The sequence below is a fragment of the Streptosporangium sp. NPDC003464 genome, assembly GCF_053588315.1.
Genome location: NZ_JBSFPS010000256.1, coordinates 1 through 14,248 on the forward strand (window position 1 = coordinate 1; position 14,248 = coordinate 14,248).

Annotated in this window: 12 protein-coding genes and 1 pseudogene; 11 read left to right on the plus strand and 2 right to left on the minus strand. The window is 71.3% G+C overall.

The genetic code is table 11. The features are described 5' to 3' along the window. Window positions 1-230: 230 nt before the first annotated feature. Window positions 231-1,088 (minus strand): FadR/GntR family transcriptional regulator, encoded by an 858-nt coding sequence (locus ACWDS7_RS38515; RefSeq protein WP_451933279.1) that lies wholly within the window; start codon window positions 1,086-1,088, stop codon window positions 231-233. A gap of 134 nt (window positions 1,089-1,222) precedes the next feature. Here ACWDS7_RS38515 and ACWDS7_RS38520 point away from each other — a divergent pair, with 134 nt between their 5' ends. From ACWDS7_RS38520 to ACWDS7_RS38550, 7 genes are read left to right on the plus strand one after another with little or no spacing between them, the layout of a single operon-like run. Next, entirely contained in the window at window positions 1,223-2,125 is a 903-nt protein-coding gene (locus ACWDS7_RS38520) for a proline iminopeptidase-family hydrolase (RefSeq protein WP_451933280.1), read from the plus strand. Between the two features lie 7 nt (window positions 2,126-2,132). Next, window positions 2,133-3,833 (plus strand): ABC transporter substrate-binding protein, encoded by a 1,701-nt coding sequence (locus tag ACWDS7_RS38525; protein ID WP_451933281.1) that lies wholly within the window; start codon window positions 2,133-2,135, stop codon window positions 3,831-3,833. Continuing rightward, entirely contained in the window at window positions 3,834-4,874 is a 1,041-nt protein-coding gene (locus ACWDS7_RS38530; RefSeq protein ID WP_306856924.1) for an ABC transporter permease, read from the plus strand. Further along, window positions 4,874-5,842 (plus strand): ABC transporter permease, encoded by a 969-nt coding sequence (locus ACWDS7_RS38535; protein WP_451933282.1) that lies wholly within the window; start codon window positions 4,874-4,876, stop codon window positions 5,840-5,842. The genes ACWDS7_RS38530 and ACWDS7_RS38535 overlap by 1 nt, the downstream gene beginning before the upstream one ends. Further along, a complete protein-coding gene (locus tag ACWDS7_RS38540) occupies window positions 5,835-6,908 on the plus strand; it encodes an ABC transporter ATP-binding protein (protein WP_451933283.1) in 1,074 nt (357 codons plus the stop codon). The genes ACWDS7_RS38535 and ACWDS7_RS38540 overlap by 8 nt, the downstream gene beginning before the upstream one ends. Before the next feature lie 7 nt (window positions 6,909-6,915). Further along, entirely contained in the window at window positions 6,916-7,932 is a 1,017-nt protein-coding gene (locus ACWDS7_RS38545; protein WP_370879585.1) for an ABC transporter ATP-binding protein, read from the plus strand. Between the two features lie 32 nt (window positions 7,933-7,964). Continuing rightward, window positions 7,965-8,918, plus strand: coding sequence for a bifunctional riboflavin kinase/FAD synthetase (locus ACWDS7_RS38550; RefSeq protein ID WP_451933284.1), 954 nt, complete (start codon window positions 7,965-7,967; stop codon window positions 8,916-8,918). Between the two features lie 76 nt (window positions 8,919-8,994). Here the strand turns inward: ACWDS7_RS38550 and ACWDS7_RS38555 are convergent, their stop codons facing one another. Continuing rightward, window positions 8,995-9,600, minus strand: coding sequence for a TetR/AcrR family transcriptional regulator (locus ACWDS7_RS38555; RefSeq protein ID WP_451933285.1), 606 nt, complete (start codon window positions 9,598-9,600; stop codon window positions 8,995-8,997). Between the two features lie 124 nt (window positions 9,601-9,724). Here ACWDS7_RS38555 and ACWDS7_RS38560 point away from each other — a divergent pair, with 124 nt between their 5' ends. From ACWDS7_RS38560 to ACWDS7_RS38575, 4 genes and pseudogenes are all read left to right on the plus strand, one after another. Beyond that, the gene (locus tag ACWDS7_RS38560; RefSeq protein WP_451933286.1) at window positions 9,725-11,083 is read left to right on the plus strand and encodes an APC family permease; all 1,359 of its coding nucleotides are present in this window, start codon (window positions 9,725-9,727) and stop codon (window positions 11,081-11,083) included. Between the two features lie 3 nt (window positions 11,084-11,086). Further along, entirely contained in the window at window positions 11,087-12,706 is a 1,620-nt protein-coding gene (locus tag ACWDS7_RS38565; RefSeq protein WP_451933287.1) for an amidohydrolase, read from the plus strand. A 178-nt stretch (window positions 12,707-12,884) separates the two neighbouring features. Beyond that, complete coding sequence (gene rpsO / locus ACWDS7_RS38570; protein WP_012888860.1) at window positions 12,885-13,154, plus strand: 30S ribosomal protein S15; 270 nt, start codon at window positions 12,885-12,887, stop codon at window positions 13,152-13,154. Between the two features lie 330 nt (window positions 13,155-13,484). Then, a pseudogene (locus ACWDS7_RS38575) lies at window positions 13,485-14,248 on the plus strand (polyribonucleotide nucleotidyltransferase); the annotation flags it as partial.

A 14,248-nucleotide genomic window follows, 5' to 3' on the forward strand; every position in this document is an offset into this window, starting at 1 on the left:
GTTGCGAGTCTCTCCCAGGTCGAGCAGCCCGGCCAGCGCCGACCGCGACATCTGCTGGTCGAGGTGGCCCGGGGCTCCCGGGCCGCCCCGCCCTCCCCTGATCTCCTCTGACCTCCCCTGATCGCCCGGCGGCTGCGGCGCCCCGCCCGGGTGACGCAGTCTCCGGGCGGGGCGCCGGCCCGGTCCGCCGGCGAGCTGCGCGCGATGCCGCCCGACAGCCCCGGCGGGTGCTAGGCGGGCCCGACCCGGGAGGCCGGCTCCCCGGCCGGGCCGGCCTGCCCGGGGACCCGGCCCTGGGCGCGTTCGAGCATGGCGCGCATCATGTCGGAGGTGAGCGTGAAATGCTCCTCCGCCAGGGAGCCCGCCTGCTCGGCGTCGCCCGCCTCGATGGCCTCGTAGATCTTCCGGTGCTCGATCAGCGCCCGCTGGTAGGCGTCCGGGTCGTCCTCGCCGTACGGCTCGACCGGGAACCCCAGGCTCACCCGCGTCAGCAGGTCCCGGCTCAGCGCGTTGATCTTCGGGTTGCCCGTCGCGGCCAGTACGGCGTTGTGGAAGGCCGCGTCGGCGGCCTGCTCCTGGCCCAGCGTGCCGGCCGCCGCGTAGCCCGCCAGCGCCACGCGCATGGCCGCCAGGTCCTCGTCCGTACGGCGGAGCGCGGCGGTCCGCGCGACCAGCCCCTCCACCAGGCAGCGCAGGTCGAACAGCTGCTCCAGCTCGGGCCAGCGGGGCAGGAGCGTCCGGCGCACGGCCGAGGCGGTGGCCTCGGTCCAGCTCGCCCTGACATAGGCCCCGCCGGTCCGGCCACGTTTGATCTCCACGATGCCCACCGCCTGCAGCCGGCCGATGGCCTCGCGCACGGTCGCGCGGCTCACGTCGAGGATCGTGGCCAGCTCGCGCTCGCCGGGCAGGCGTTCGCCCGGCAGGTAGTCGCCTATCGCGACGGCGGTCATCAACCGGTCGGCCACCTCGGTGGCCACCGACTGCACCCGGACGGGGCCGAGCGCGGCGGGCTGGGCGACGTCGTCCAGCACCTGACCCAGCATCCGGGAGAGGTCGTCGGTAGTGGGGGGCGTCGCGTCGGGGTGCACACCTGGAACGTTACCCAAACTCCCGGTTTCAAAAAAGGTCTTGTGTTCAGGCCATTAATCCTTAAGATGTCCACAACACGGACATTCGTCTCATCTGGTGGCATGTGTCCCCAATTGTCATATGGAGGACTGTGGTGGCGATCCCCGAACCGACCACCCAGGCTCTCGCCCCCTTCAAGGACTGGCGTACCTGGTACCGCGTGACGGGCGACCTGAACGCGGACAAGACCCCCCTCGTCGTGCTGCACGGCGGCCCCGGCGCGGCCCACGACTACACGCTGCGCATGGCGCGGCTGGCCGAACAGGGCCGGGCCGTCGTCCACTACGACCAGCTCGGCGTGGGGCTCTCCACCCACCTGCCCGAGCGCGGCGCCGACTTCTGGACCGTCGAGCTCTTCCTCGACGAGCTGGACAACCTGCTCGCCCACCTGGGCATCGACGGCCGCTACCACCTGATCGGCCAGTCGTGGGGCGGCATGCTCGCCGCCGAGCACGCCGTACTGCGGCCCCGTGGACTCAGGGGCCTGGTCATCGCCGACTCGCCCGCCTCGATGAAGCTCTGGCGCGAGGAGTGCGACCGGCTGCGCGCCGAGCTGCCGCCCGAGGTCGAGCGGACGCTCCGCGAGCACGAGGCCGCCGGGACGACCGACAGCGGCGAATACCGGGCGGCGGAGAAGGTGTTCAACGCCCGCCACGTCTGCATGATCGTGCCGAACCCGCCGGAGGTCCTGGCCAGTGACGCCAAGACCACCGAGGACCCGACCGTGTACCACACGATGAACGGGCCGACCGAGTTCCACGTCGTCGGCACCCTGCAGGACTGGTCGGTCGTCGACCGGCTGCACCAGGTGACAGCGCCGACCCTGCTCGTCTCCGGGCGCCACGACGAGGCCACCCCTCGCACCGTGCAGCCCTTCGCGGACCACATCCCCGACGTCCGATGGCAGATCTTCGAGCACTCCAGCCACATGCCGCACATCGAGGAAGAGGAGCTCTTCCTGCAGGTGGTCGGCTCCTTCCTCGACTCCACGGACTAGGACCACCATGAAGCGCAACATCCCGATCGCGGCGGGCGCGGCCCTGCTCGCCCTGTCCGTCGCGGCCTGTTCCGGCGGCTCCCCCCAGACCGCGCCGGCCGGGCCGGCCGGGCAGACCGGAACCTCCCAGGCGGCCGGCGCGGGATTCCAGGAGCAGCACAAGGGCGGCACGCTCCGCCTGCAGGCCAAGGCAGGTGACGGCACGCTCGACCCGCACATCAACTACAGCAACGGCAACTGGCAGGTCTTCCAGGCCATGTACGACGGCCTGCTGGCCTTCAAGAAGGTCGGTGGCGAGGCGTCCTACGACCTGGTCCCCGACCTGGCCGAGGCCATGCCCGAGGTCAGCGCGGACGGCAGGTCCTACACCTTCACCCTCCGCAAGGGCGTGAAGTTCGCCGGCGGCGCCGAGGTCACCGTCGACGACGTGGTGGCCTCCTTCCAGCGGATCTACAAGGTCTCCGGGCCCACCTCCGGCACCTTCTACGCCGGGATCGTCGGCGCCGCCGCCTGCGTCAAGAAGCCCGACGAGTGCACGCTCGACAAGGGCGTGGTCGCCGACAGGGCCAAGAACACGGTGACGGTCAACCTGGTCGAGCCGGACTCGGAGTTCCCGCTCAAGCTCGCCCTGCCGCACGCGGTCGTGCTGCCCAAGGACACCCCGGACAAGGACCAGGGCACCAAGCCGATCGGCGGCACCGGCCCCTACACGGCGGTCTCCTACGACCCCAACAAGGAGCTCAAGCTCGTCCGCAACCCCCACTTCACCGAGTGGTCGCGCGAGGCGCAGCCGCAGGGCTACCCGGACGAGATCGTCTACTCCTACGGCCTCACCGCGGAGGCCGCGGTCACCGCGGTCCAGAACGGCCAGGCCGACTGGGTCTTCGACCCGCTGCCCGCCGACCGGCTCGGCGAGATCGGCGCCAACTACGCCTCCCAGGCGCACGTGAACCAGCTGTCGGCCTTCTGGTACCTGCCGCTCAACGTCAACCTCGCCCCCTTCGACAGGCCCGAGGCCCGTCAGGCGCTCAACTGGGCGATCGACCGCCAGGCCGTGGTGAAGATGTTCGGCGGGGCCAACGTGGCCCAGCCCGCCTGCACGCTCCTGCCGCCCGGCATCCCCGGCCACGCCGACTTCTGCGACTTCCCCAAGCCGGACCTGGCCAAGGCCAAGGACCTCGTCCAGCAGTCGGGGACCGCGGGCCAGGAGGTCTCCGTGGTCGTCGCCGACGACGAGGTGAGCAAGCAGATCGGCGAGTACGTCCGCAGCACCCTGGAGCAGATCGGCTACCGGGCCAAGCTCAAGGTCATCTCGACGAACATCCACTTCACCTACATCCAGAACGACAAGAACAAGGTCCAGGTCAGCGTCTCCCAGTGGTACGCCGACTACCCCGCCGCCTCGGACTTCCTGCACGTGCTGCTGTCCTGCGCGTCCTTCCGGCCCGGCAGCGACTCCAGCATCAACATCTCCGGCTACTGCGACAAGGACGTCGACGCCCGGATGGCCGAGGCCATGACACTGGACCGGACGGACAAGGAGGCCGCGAACGCCAAGTGGGGCGAGATCGACCGCGACCTGACCAAGGCGAGCCCGATCATCCCGCTGTTCACCCCCAAGCAGGTGGACTTCGTCTCCAGCCGGGTCGGCAACTACCAGTTCCACAAGCAGTTCTTCATGCTCATCTCCCAGCTCTGGGTCAAGTAGATGAGCACGGTGAACGGGGCCGGACCCATCCCCGTCGTCGCCGCCCCGGTCCGGCCCGGTGCCGGTCCGTGGCGGCAGGCCGCCACCCGGATCCTGCGCAACCGCTCGGCGATGGCCGCAGGGGCCGGGCTGCTGCTCATCGTGCTCGTCTGCCTGCTGGCCCCGGTCTACGCGGGCTCGATCGCGCACACCGACCCGTTCGTCTCCAACGTCTCCGGCACCACGGTCGTGGGCGGCCAGGAGGTCCAGGTCCTGCAGCAGAGCACCGAGGGCCTCGGCCTCGGCGTCACCCCGATCGGCCCCACCGGCGACCCCGGCCACTACCTGCTCGGCGCCGACAACCAGGGCCGCGACGTCATGGCCAGGATCCTGTACGGCGGGCGCAACAGCCTGCTGATCGGCGTCTCCTCGGCGCTGCTGTGCTGCGCGCTGGCGACGGTCCTCGGCGTGGTCGCCGGATACTTCGGCGGCTGGATCGACGCCGTGCTCTCCCGCCTCTTCGACGTCGTCTGGGCCTTCCCGGTCTACCTGCTGGCCATCTGCCTGTCGGTCGTGCTGCTGACCAGCGGCCTGCACCTGGGACCCGTCCACATCGACGCGGGCAGTCTCGCGCTGCCGGTCGTCATCATCGCGCTCATCTACGTCCCCTACGTGGCCAGGCCGCTGCGGGGCCAGGTGATGGCGCTGCGCGGCAAGGAGTTCCTGCACGCCGCCGTCGGACTGGGAGCGAGCGACCTGCGGATCATGCGCCGCGAGGTCCTGCCGAACGTCCTGCCGACCGTGGTGGTCTTCCTGCCGCTGATGACCGCGCTCAACATGCTCACCGAGTCGGCGCTGTCGTTCCTGTCGGTCGGCGTCCAGTCGCCCGACGCGAGCTGGGGCACGATCATCAACGACGGCCTGGCCCTGCTCTACACCCGGCCGATGATCACGATCGCGGCCGGACTGTCCGTCGCGCTGACCGCGGTCGCGCTCAACGTGTTCGGCGACGGCGTGCGCGACGCGCTCGACCCGAACGCCCGGCTGCGGGGAGGCGCCTGATGGCCGGATACGTCCTGCGGCGGCTCGGCGCCGCGGTGCTCGTCCTGTTCGCGATCAGCGTGCTGGTCTTCCTGATCTTCTTCGCCACCCCCGGCGTGGACCCGGCGGCCCGCATCGCGGGCAAGAACGCCGACCCGGCCACGCTGGCGCAGGTACGCGCGTCGTTCGGCTTCGACCGGCCGCTGCCCGTGCAGTACCTGATGATGATGAAGCACCTGTTCGTCAGCCATGACCTGACCTCGTTCGTGAACCGGGGCACGCTGGTGATCCCGCAGATCATGGCCGCGGTCCCGGTCACGCTCTCGCTCGTCGTGGGCGCGGCGGTGATCTGGATGGTGCTGGGTGTGGCGATGGGCACTCTCGCCGGGGCCATGCGCGGCACCCTGGTCGACCCGCTGGTCATGCTGCTGGGCGTCTTCGGCGTCTCGCTGCCGGTCTACTGGCTGGGCGAGGTGGTCAACCTGATCACCCAGAAGGAGCTGCACGGGTCGGTCTTCTCGTGGGTGCCGCCGCTCGGCTACGTGCCGTTCTCGCAGAGCCCCGGGCAGTGGGCGCTGCACCTGCTGCTGCCCTGGCTCACCCTGGCCCTGCTGTACGCGGGAATCTACGCCAGGCTGCTGCGCGGCGAGCTGATCCAGGCGCTGAACGAGGACTACGTGCGCACCGCCCGCGCCAAGGGCCTGTCGGAGCGGCGCATTCTGATCAGGCACGCCCTGCGCTGCTCGCTGATCCCGATCGTGTCGCTGTTCGGACTGGACTTCGGCGCCCTCGTCGGCGGCGCGGCGCTGCTGACCGAGGTGGTCTTCGGCCTGCCGGGCGTCGGCAAGCTCACCTACCAGGCGCTGCAGAACCTCGACCTGCCCGTGATCATGGGCACGGTCCTCTACGCCGCCTTCTTCGTCGTGCTGGCCAACGCCGTGGTGGACGTCCTGTACGCCCGGCTCGACCCGAGGGTGCGCCGTGCCTGACCGATCCCTTTCCGAACCGCCCGTCGAGCCCCTTCTCGAAGTCAGCGACCTGCGGGTGCGTTTCCGCTCCGGCACGGGCCACTTCACCGCCGTCGACGGCCTGTCGTTCTCGGTACGGCCGGGCGAGGTGCTGGGCGTGGTGGGGGAGTCGGGCTCGGGCAAGAGCGTGTCGATGCTCGGCGTGCTCCGCCTGATCCGCACCCCTAATGCCGAGATTTCCGGGAAAGTAATCTTTCGAGGGCGGGATCTGCTGGCCCTGAAGGACCGGGAGATGCGGGCCGTGCGGGGCCGGGAGATCGCCATGATCTTCCAGGACCCGATGACCGCCCTCACCCCCGTCTACACGGTCGGCTGGCAGATCGCCGAGCAGATCCGCGCCCACGAAAGGATCTCCAGGAAGGCCGCCCGCGACCGCGCGGTCCGGCTGCTCGACGAGGTCGGCATCCCGGCCCCCGGCAAGCGGGTCGACTCCTACCCGCACGAGTTCTCCGGCGGCATGCGCCAGCGCGTGGTCATCGCCATGGCGCTGTCGTGCAACCCCGGGCTGCTGATCGCCGACGAGCCCACCACCGCGCTCGACGTCACCACCCAGGCGCAGATCCTGGACCTGATGCGGCGCCTGCGCGCCGACCACGGCTCGGCCATCGTCATGATCACCCACGACATGGGCGTGGTCTCCGAGATCGCGGACGAGGTCCTGGTCATGTACGGCGGGCGCGCGGTCGAGCGCGGCCCCCGCGGGGACGTCTTCCGCACTCCCCGCCATCCCTACACCTGGGGCCTGCTCGACTCGGTGCCCCGGGTGGGCGGACCGCGCGTCCGGCGGCTGCCCACGATCCCGGGCACCCCCGGAGCCTCGGGCGGCGGCGGCTGTCCCTTCGCCGGCCGCTGCTCCCACCGGCACGCGGCCTGCGACGAGGTCCCCCCGCTCACCGGCGGCGCCGGTCACCTGGACGCCTGCCGGCTACCCGGGGAGGACCGGGAGCGGATCCGGCGTGGTGACCGGAGCGCCCCGGAGACGACCCCGGCACGACGGACCGCCCACGCGGCGGATGAGGAGCGGTGAGCGACCCGTGAACACAGCGGACACGACGATGAGCACCCTGCTCAGGGCCACCGATGTGGTCAAGCACTTCAAGGCGCGCGGCGGCCGCGGCGTGCAGGCCGTCAACGGGGTCTCGCTGGAGGTCCGGACCGGGGAGACCCTCGGCGTGGTCGGCGAGTCCGGGTGCGGCAAGTCCACGCTCGGCCGCTGCCTGGTCCGGCTGACCGACGTCACCGCCGGCCGGGTGGAGTTCGACGGGCAGGACATCACCGCCCTGTCCCGGCGCGCCCTCCGCCCGGTCCGCAAGGGCCTGCAGCTCGTCTTCCAGGACCCCTACGCCTCGCTCAACCCGCGCCGCACGGCCGGCGACGCGGTCGCCGAGCCGCTCAGGATCCACGGCCACGGCGACGCCGCCGCGGTCAGGAGGCGGGTCGGCGAGCTGTTCGACCTGGTCGGGCTGGCCAGGACCCACCTGGACCGCTATCCGCACGAGTTCTCCGGCGGCCAGCGCCAGCGGATCGGCATCGCCCGGGCCATCGCCCTGTCGCCCAAGCTCGTGGTGGCCGACGAACCGGTCTCGGCGCTCGACGTGTCGGTGCAGGCGCAGGTGCTCAACCTCTTCGCGGACCTGCAGGACGAGCTCGGGCTCACCTACGTCTTCATCGCGCACGACCTGGGCGTGGTGCGGCACGTGTCGGACCGGATCGCGGTGATGTATCTGGGGGAGATCGTCGAGGTGGCCGAGGCCGAGGCGCTGTACGCCGCGCCCTCGCATCCCTACACCCACGCGCTGCTGTCGGCGGTCCCGGAGATCGACGACGGGTCCGGGGCGCCGCGCCGCGAGCGCGTCGTGCTGACCGGTGACGTGCCCAGCCCGATCGACCGGCCCACGGGGTGCTCCTTCCATCCCCGCTGCCCGATCGCCCAGGAGCGCTGCCGTACCGAACGTCCCGCGCTGGGCCGCGTCGGGGGACGTCAGGTGGCCTGTCACTTTCCAATGAGCTCCCCGATTGGAGAGATGGCGGCCAAGCATGGCAGGCTTTAGGGGTCGATCCGCTACAAGGGGAAGAGGCTGCGGTGCGAGGCTGGCACGGATTGGACGACGTGCCCGAAGACTGGGGCAGGTCCGTCATCACGATCGGCGTCTTCGACGGGGTTCACCGCGGCCACCAGCAGATGGTGGCCCGTGCCGTCGAGATGGCCGACGAGCTCGGGCTGCTCTCGGTCGTGGTGACCTTCGACCCGCATCCGGAGGAGGTGGTGCGGCCCGGCACGCACCCGCCCCGGCTGACGACGGCCCGGCACCGCACCGAGCTGCTCGCCGCGCTCGGCGTGGACGCGGTGTGCGTGCTGCCGTTCACGCTGGAGTTCTCCCGGATGACCCCGGACGAGTTCGTGCAGACCGTGCTGGTCGACCGGCTCCACGCGGGCGGGGTCGTGGTGGGCGAGAACTTCCGCTTCGGGCACAAGGCGTCCGGTGACGTCGAGACGTTGCAGACCCTCGGCGAGAAATACGACTTCGTGGCGGAGGCGGTCCCGCTGGTGAGCAACGGGGAGACCATCTCCTCCACCCTCATCCGCGAGCGGCTCGCCGCCGGGGACATGGAGGCCGTCGCCGCGGCGCTGGGCCGCCCGCACCGGGTCGAGGGCGTGGTCGTCCGCGGCTACCAGCGCGGCCGCCAGCTGGGCTTCCCGACGGCCAACATGGAGTCCCCCGACTTCACCGCGATCCCCGCCGACGGCGTCTACGCCGGCTGGCTGCAGGGCATCTCGACGGGCAACCTGCCGGCCGTCTACGGCGGCGAGCGCTGGCCCGCGGCCATCTCGGTGGGCACCAACCCCACCTTCGAGGGGGTGCCGCGCACCGTCGAGGCCTACGCGCTCGACCGTGACGACCTCGACCTCTACGGCGCCCACATGGCCGTGGACTTCGGGCCCCGGCTCCGTGGCAACGTCAGGTTCGACTCGGTCGAGGCGCTCATCGACCAGATACGCGCCGACGTCGACGAGGCCCGCCGCCTCACCTCCTGAACCCGCGGCCCCGCCCGGACGGGCCGTCCCTCCGCGCCCGGGGCCGGAGGCGGCTCAGCCGGTGGGCGCCGGGGCGTCAGCCGGTGGGCGCGGGGGCGGCTCCGAGCGCCTGCCGGGCGTAGGCCAGGGCGTGGGCGGCGGCGCCCTCCCGGCTCACCCCGGGCACGCCGATCACGATCTGGGTGCTGAAGCCGTCCAGCATGGCGCGGAGCCGTACCGAGAAGGACTCCAGGTCGACGCCGGCGAACTCGCCCCCGCGCGCGCCCTGCTCCAGCAGCGCGACCAGGTCGCGGTGCCAGCCCAGGTCGATCTCCACCTGGCCCTCGCGCAGCGCGGGCACCGCCGGGGTGCGGCTCCAGACGTCCACCCAGAGCAGCCAGCGCGGGTCGCCCGCCCCCTCCGGCAGGTAGATCGACACGTAGTCGTCGAGCCGCTCCAGCGCGCTGCCTCCCGCGGCGAGCAGCGTCGCCCTGGACCTCGTGTGCCTGTCCTCGCTCCAGCGCAGGGTCTCCAGCAGGACCTGGTCCTTGCTGCCGAAGTAGTAGAGGACATGGCCGCCGCTGGTGCCCAGCCGCCGGGCCAGCGCCGCCATCGTCAGCTCGGCCAGCCCGTGTTCGGTGATCGCCTCCATCGCCGCTTCGAGCATCTGCTCGCGTGGACGTTCCAGCCGCCGTCGTGCCATTTCGCCTCGTTCCGGTAAAGGGTCCTGGCGCACTCTTGACGTCCGACTGTACGGCAGTGCATTTTGAATGACATTCAAATATTTGAATGCCGTTCAAATGATCGCCATGTGAGGAATGTCCCCCGTGCTCAAGCAACAAGTGGCACCCTCCCTGCCCCGGGTGCTAGGCCTCTTCGGCGCGGTCATGCTGACCCTGTCGTGCATCACGCCCACCTCGTCGCTGTTCATCATCGTCCCCGAGGTTCTCGCAGGTCAGGGAAGCGGAGCGGTCATCGCGCTCGTCGCCGGCCTGGTGGTCTCGGTCGGCATCGCCTTCTGCTACGCCGAGCTGGGCACGCTCGCGCCGAGCTCCGGCGGCGAGTACGCCATGGTCACCACGCTTCTGGGACGTTTCGCCGGCTGGCTCACCTTCGGCCTGTCGGCCGTCCTGCTGATCATCATTCCGCCGATCATCGCGCTGGGGACCGCCGACTACCTCTCCGACCTGTTCGCCGTGGACCGCTCGCTGGCCGGCGCGGTCGTCATGCTGCTGGCCACCCTGTTCGCGGTGCTCGACGTGCGCTCCAACGCCTTCATCACCGGCGTCTTCCTGGCCATCGAGGTGGTCGCCGCCATGGTGGTCGCCGGGCTCGGCTTCGCCCATGCCCAGCGTGACGTGTCGGTGCTCGTCTCCCCGGTGGTGCCGGACGGCCAGGGCGGCCTGTCGGCGTTCTCCCTGGCGATCCTGATGGCCGGGCTCACCGTCACGATGTTCTCCTTCAACGGCTTCGGGTCCGCCGTCTACCTCACCGAGGAGATCAAGCAGCCGCGCCGGAACGTGCCGCGCACGGTCTTCTGGGCGCTCGGCCTGGCCGGGGTCGTCATCATCGTGCCCACGGCGGCCGCCGTGCTCGGCGTCGGCTCGCTCGGCGACCTGGTCGACGGCACCTTCCCCGACTACGTGCGGGCCTGGGCCGGCCCCGGCTTCGCGGTCTTCATCAACCTGGGCATCGCCATCGCCATCCTGAACGCGGTGCTGGTCATGGCCCTGCAGAACGGCCGGGTCATCTTCGCCTCCGGCCGCGACCGGGCCTGGCCCGAGCCGGTCAACCGGGCCCTGACCAGGCTCCACCCCCGGTGGGGATCCCCCTGGGTGAGCACCCTGGCCATCGGCCTGCCCGGCGCGCTCATGGCCGCGCTGTTCGACATCGAGGGGCTGCTCGGGGTGACGTCGGTCGTCCTGACGGTCGTCTCCCTGCTGATCGCGGTGGCGGCGCTGCGCGCCCGGTCGGCCGGGCACCGCGAGGTCGCCGCGTGGCGGATGCCGCTGTGGCCGGCGATCCCGGTCGCGGTGGTCGCCGCCCTGGCCTACGCCCTGGCCGAGCAGTCGTGGGTCGACCTGGCCATCGCGGGTGTCATCGTGGCGCTCTTCACCGCCTACTACCTGCTCTACCTGCGCCCCCGCCCGCTGACCCGCTGGGTCGTGACGACCACCGAGGACTGAGCGATGAACGACCTGGTCGTGCGGAACGCCCGCATCCACACCGTCGACCCCGCGCTGCCGCGGGCGCAGGCGCTGGCCGTACGGGACGGACGGATCACCTGGGTGGGGGCCGACGCCGACGCCCCCGCCGCCGCCGAGACGCTCGACGCCGGCGGCCGGCTGGTCCTGCCCGGTTTCGTGGACGCGCACAACCACGTCCGGCTGGGCTCGGACGAGGCGTGCGTCCAGCTCGCCGGCGCCCGCTCGCTGGAGGAGATCGGCCGGCGGATCGCGCGGTGGCGGCGGGCCAACCCGCAGGCCCGGTGGATCGAGTGCGAGGCGTTCGAGTACTCCGCCGTCCCCGGCGGCCGGATGCCCCGCGCCGCCGACCTGGACCCGCTCACCGAGGGCCTGCCCGCCTTCGTGTTCAGCTACGACGTGCACACCATGTGGCTGAACACCGCCGCGATGCGCGCGCTCGGCGTCGACCGCGACCACACGGACCTGCCGTTCGGCGTGGCCCAGACCGACGGGTCGGGAGAGCCGACCGGATTCGTCACCGAGTTCGCGGTGCGCGGGCTCTCCCACGCCGGGCAGCGGGCGCTGGCCGATCTCGGCGTGCCGTGGGCCGGCCAGGACCGCGCCTACCCCCGCCTGCTGGCCAGCCTCGACATGGCCACCGCCCTGGGCGTCACCACGATCGTCGAACCGCAGAACTCGCTGGACGACCTGGCCCTGTTCCGGCGGGCCAGGGCCGAGGGGCGGCTCCGCTCCCGGGTGATCGCGGCGCTGTTCCACCCCCGCGGGACGGACGAGGCGGACCTGGCGGACTTCGCCGCCGCGGCGGCCGAGCACGACGACGAGTGGTTCCGGGTCGGGCCCCTCAAGCTCTACATCGACGACGTGGTGGAGCCGCACACCGCCGCGCTCCTGGAGCCCTACTGCGGGCACTCGCACCGCGGCGAGACCTTCTACCCGCCGGAGGAGTTCGCCGGCCTGCTGGCCAAGCTGGACGCCGCGGGCTTCCAGGCGTTCGTGCACGCCACCGGCGACCGGGGCATCCGCACCGTGCTGGACGCCGTCGAGCACGCCTTCCGGGTCAACGGCCGCCGCGACGCCCGCCACCAGGTCGTCCACGTGGAGTGCCTCGACCCGGCCGACGTGCCGCGCTTCGCCTCGCTGGGCGTGGTGGCCTGCATGCAGCCCCGGCACTGCTCGCCCGACATCGCCGGTCCCGGCCACGACTGGGCCTCGGCGGTCGGCCCGGAGCGGTGGGGCAAGGCCTGGCCGATGCGCTCGCTGCACGAGGCGGGAGCGGTGCTGGCCTTCTCCAGCGACTGGAACGTGGCCGAGATGGACCCGATGATCGGCATCTACACCGCCGTCACCCGGCAGGGCCTCGCCGGCGGCCCGGCCTGGATGCCGCAGGAGTGCGTGGATCTGGAGACCGCCGTCCGCGCCTACACCCTCGGCTCGGCCTACGCCAATTTCTGCGACCACGACCGGGGCTCGCTGACCGCGGGCAAGCTCGCCGACCTGGTGATCCTGTCCGAGGACCTCTTCGAGATCCCGGCCGCCCGCATCCCCGAGGTCCGGGCCGAGACGGTGATCGTCGACGGCCGGACCGTCCACCGGAGGGGCTGAGGCCCCGGCGCTCCCGTGGATGTGCGATGACGGGAGGGCTGATGGTAACCTGGCATGTCAGCTCTGTAACCGGCGGTGTCACAGCCCCGGCGCTGATCCCGCCACGGCGACTGTAGGCACGCACGGTCGCTCGGGCATCTTGTACATCACGCGTGCCCGTAGGAGTCCAAGGAGAGACGTGTCGCTCGACACCGCCGCCAAGAAGCAGATCATCGGTGAGTACGCCAAGGGTGAGACCGACACCGGTTCCCCCGAGGTGCAGATCGCGCTGCTGAGCAAGCGCATCAGCGAGCTCACCGAGCACCTGAAGACGCACAAGCACGACCACCACAGCCGCCGCGGCCTGCTGCTGCTCGTGGGTCGCCGCCGCCGTCTGCTCAAGTACCTGCAGAGCAAGGACATCGCGCGCTACCGTTCGCTCATCGAGCGGCTCGGCCTGCGCCGATAGAGTTGTGAGGGAGTGGCGTCCGCGCCGCTCCCTCATCTCATATGGATCTCATATGGGCCGGTGTCGGCGCGTCGCGCCATGCAGACGCCGTCCCAGTGAGCAAACTGAATAGCCGAGACAGTGCCCCGCGTCCGCCAGCAAGCGCGCCCCACGGCGTCGGAGGGCCGGTCCTCGGTAGTGGCCCCCGGTCATCATGGCGTGAGCCGTACGGAACCGGGCGCTTCGATCGAAGACCGGCGCTGCACCTACGGGGAGCCGGCAAGCAGACGACTCAGGCGCGAGACGCGTGCCTGAGTGGGCGCGGGCGACCGAGTTACAAGGAGGTCCCCCGTGGAGGGTGTCCACAGCAGTGAAGCCGTCATCGACAACGGCTCTTTCGGCACGCGTACCATCCGGTTCGAGACCGGCCGGCTCGCACGCCAGGCGGCGGGTTCCGCCGTCGTCTACCTGGACGACGAGACGATGGTCCTGTCCGCGACCACCGCCTCCAAGAATCCCAAGGAGAACCTCGACTTCTTCCCCCTCACGGTGGACGTCGAGGAGCGGATGTACGCCGCGGGCCGCATCCCCGGCTCCTTCTTCCGCCGTGAGGGCCGTCCCTCCGAGGACGCCATCCTCACCTGCCGGCTGATCGACCGGCCGCTGCGCCCGTCGTTCGTCAAGGGGCTGCGCAACGAGATCCAGGTCGTCGCGACCGTCATGGCGCTCAACCCCGACCACCTCTACGACGTGGTCGCGATCAACGCCGCGTCCCTGTCCACCCAGCTCGCCGGGCTGCCCTTCTCCGGCCCGATCGGCGGCGTCCGCGTCGCGCTGATCGAGGGCCAGTGGGTCGCCTTCCCGACCCACGCGGAGCTGGCCAACGCCACCTTCGACATGGTGGTCGCCGGCCGCGTCCTGGAGGACGGCGACGTCGCGATCATGATGGTCGAGGCCGAGTCCACCCGCGACACGCTCAAGCTCGTCGCCGACGGCGCCGTGGCTCCGACCGAGGAGACCGTCGCCCAGGGCCTGGAGGCCTCCAAGCCGTTCATCAAGGTCCTGTGCGAGGCGCAGTCCAAGGTCGCCAAGGTCGCCGCCAAGGAGACCGCCGA

Excerpts from the sequence above, each read along its gene's own strand:
- ACWDS7_RS38530 (WP_306856924.1), top strand. The coding sequence starts at position 3,834 with ATGAGCACGGTGAACGGGGCCGGACCCATCCCCGTCGTCGCCGCCCCG.
- ACWDS7_RS38565 (WP_451933287.1), top strand. The coding sequence starts at position 11,087 with ATGAACGACCTGGTCGTGCGGAACGCCCGCATCCACACCGTCGACCCC.
- ACWDS7_RS38555 (WP_451933285.1), bottom strand. The coding sequence starts at position 9,600 with ATGGCACGACGGCGGCTGGAACGTCCACGCGAGCAGATGCTCGAAGCG.
- ACWDS7_RS38525 (WP_451933281.1), top strand. The coding sequence starts at position 2,133 with ATGAAGCGCAACATCCCGATCGCGGCGGGCGCGGCCCTGCTCGCCCTG.
- ACWDS7_RS38535 (WP_451933282.1), top strand. The coding sequence starts at position 4,874 with ATGGCCGGATACGTCCTGCGGCGGCTCGGCGCCGCGGTGCTCGTCCTG.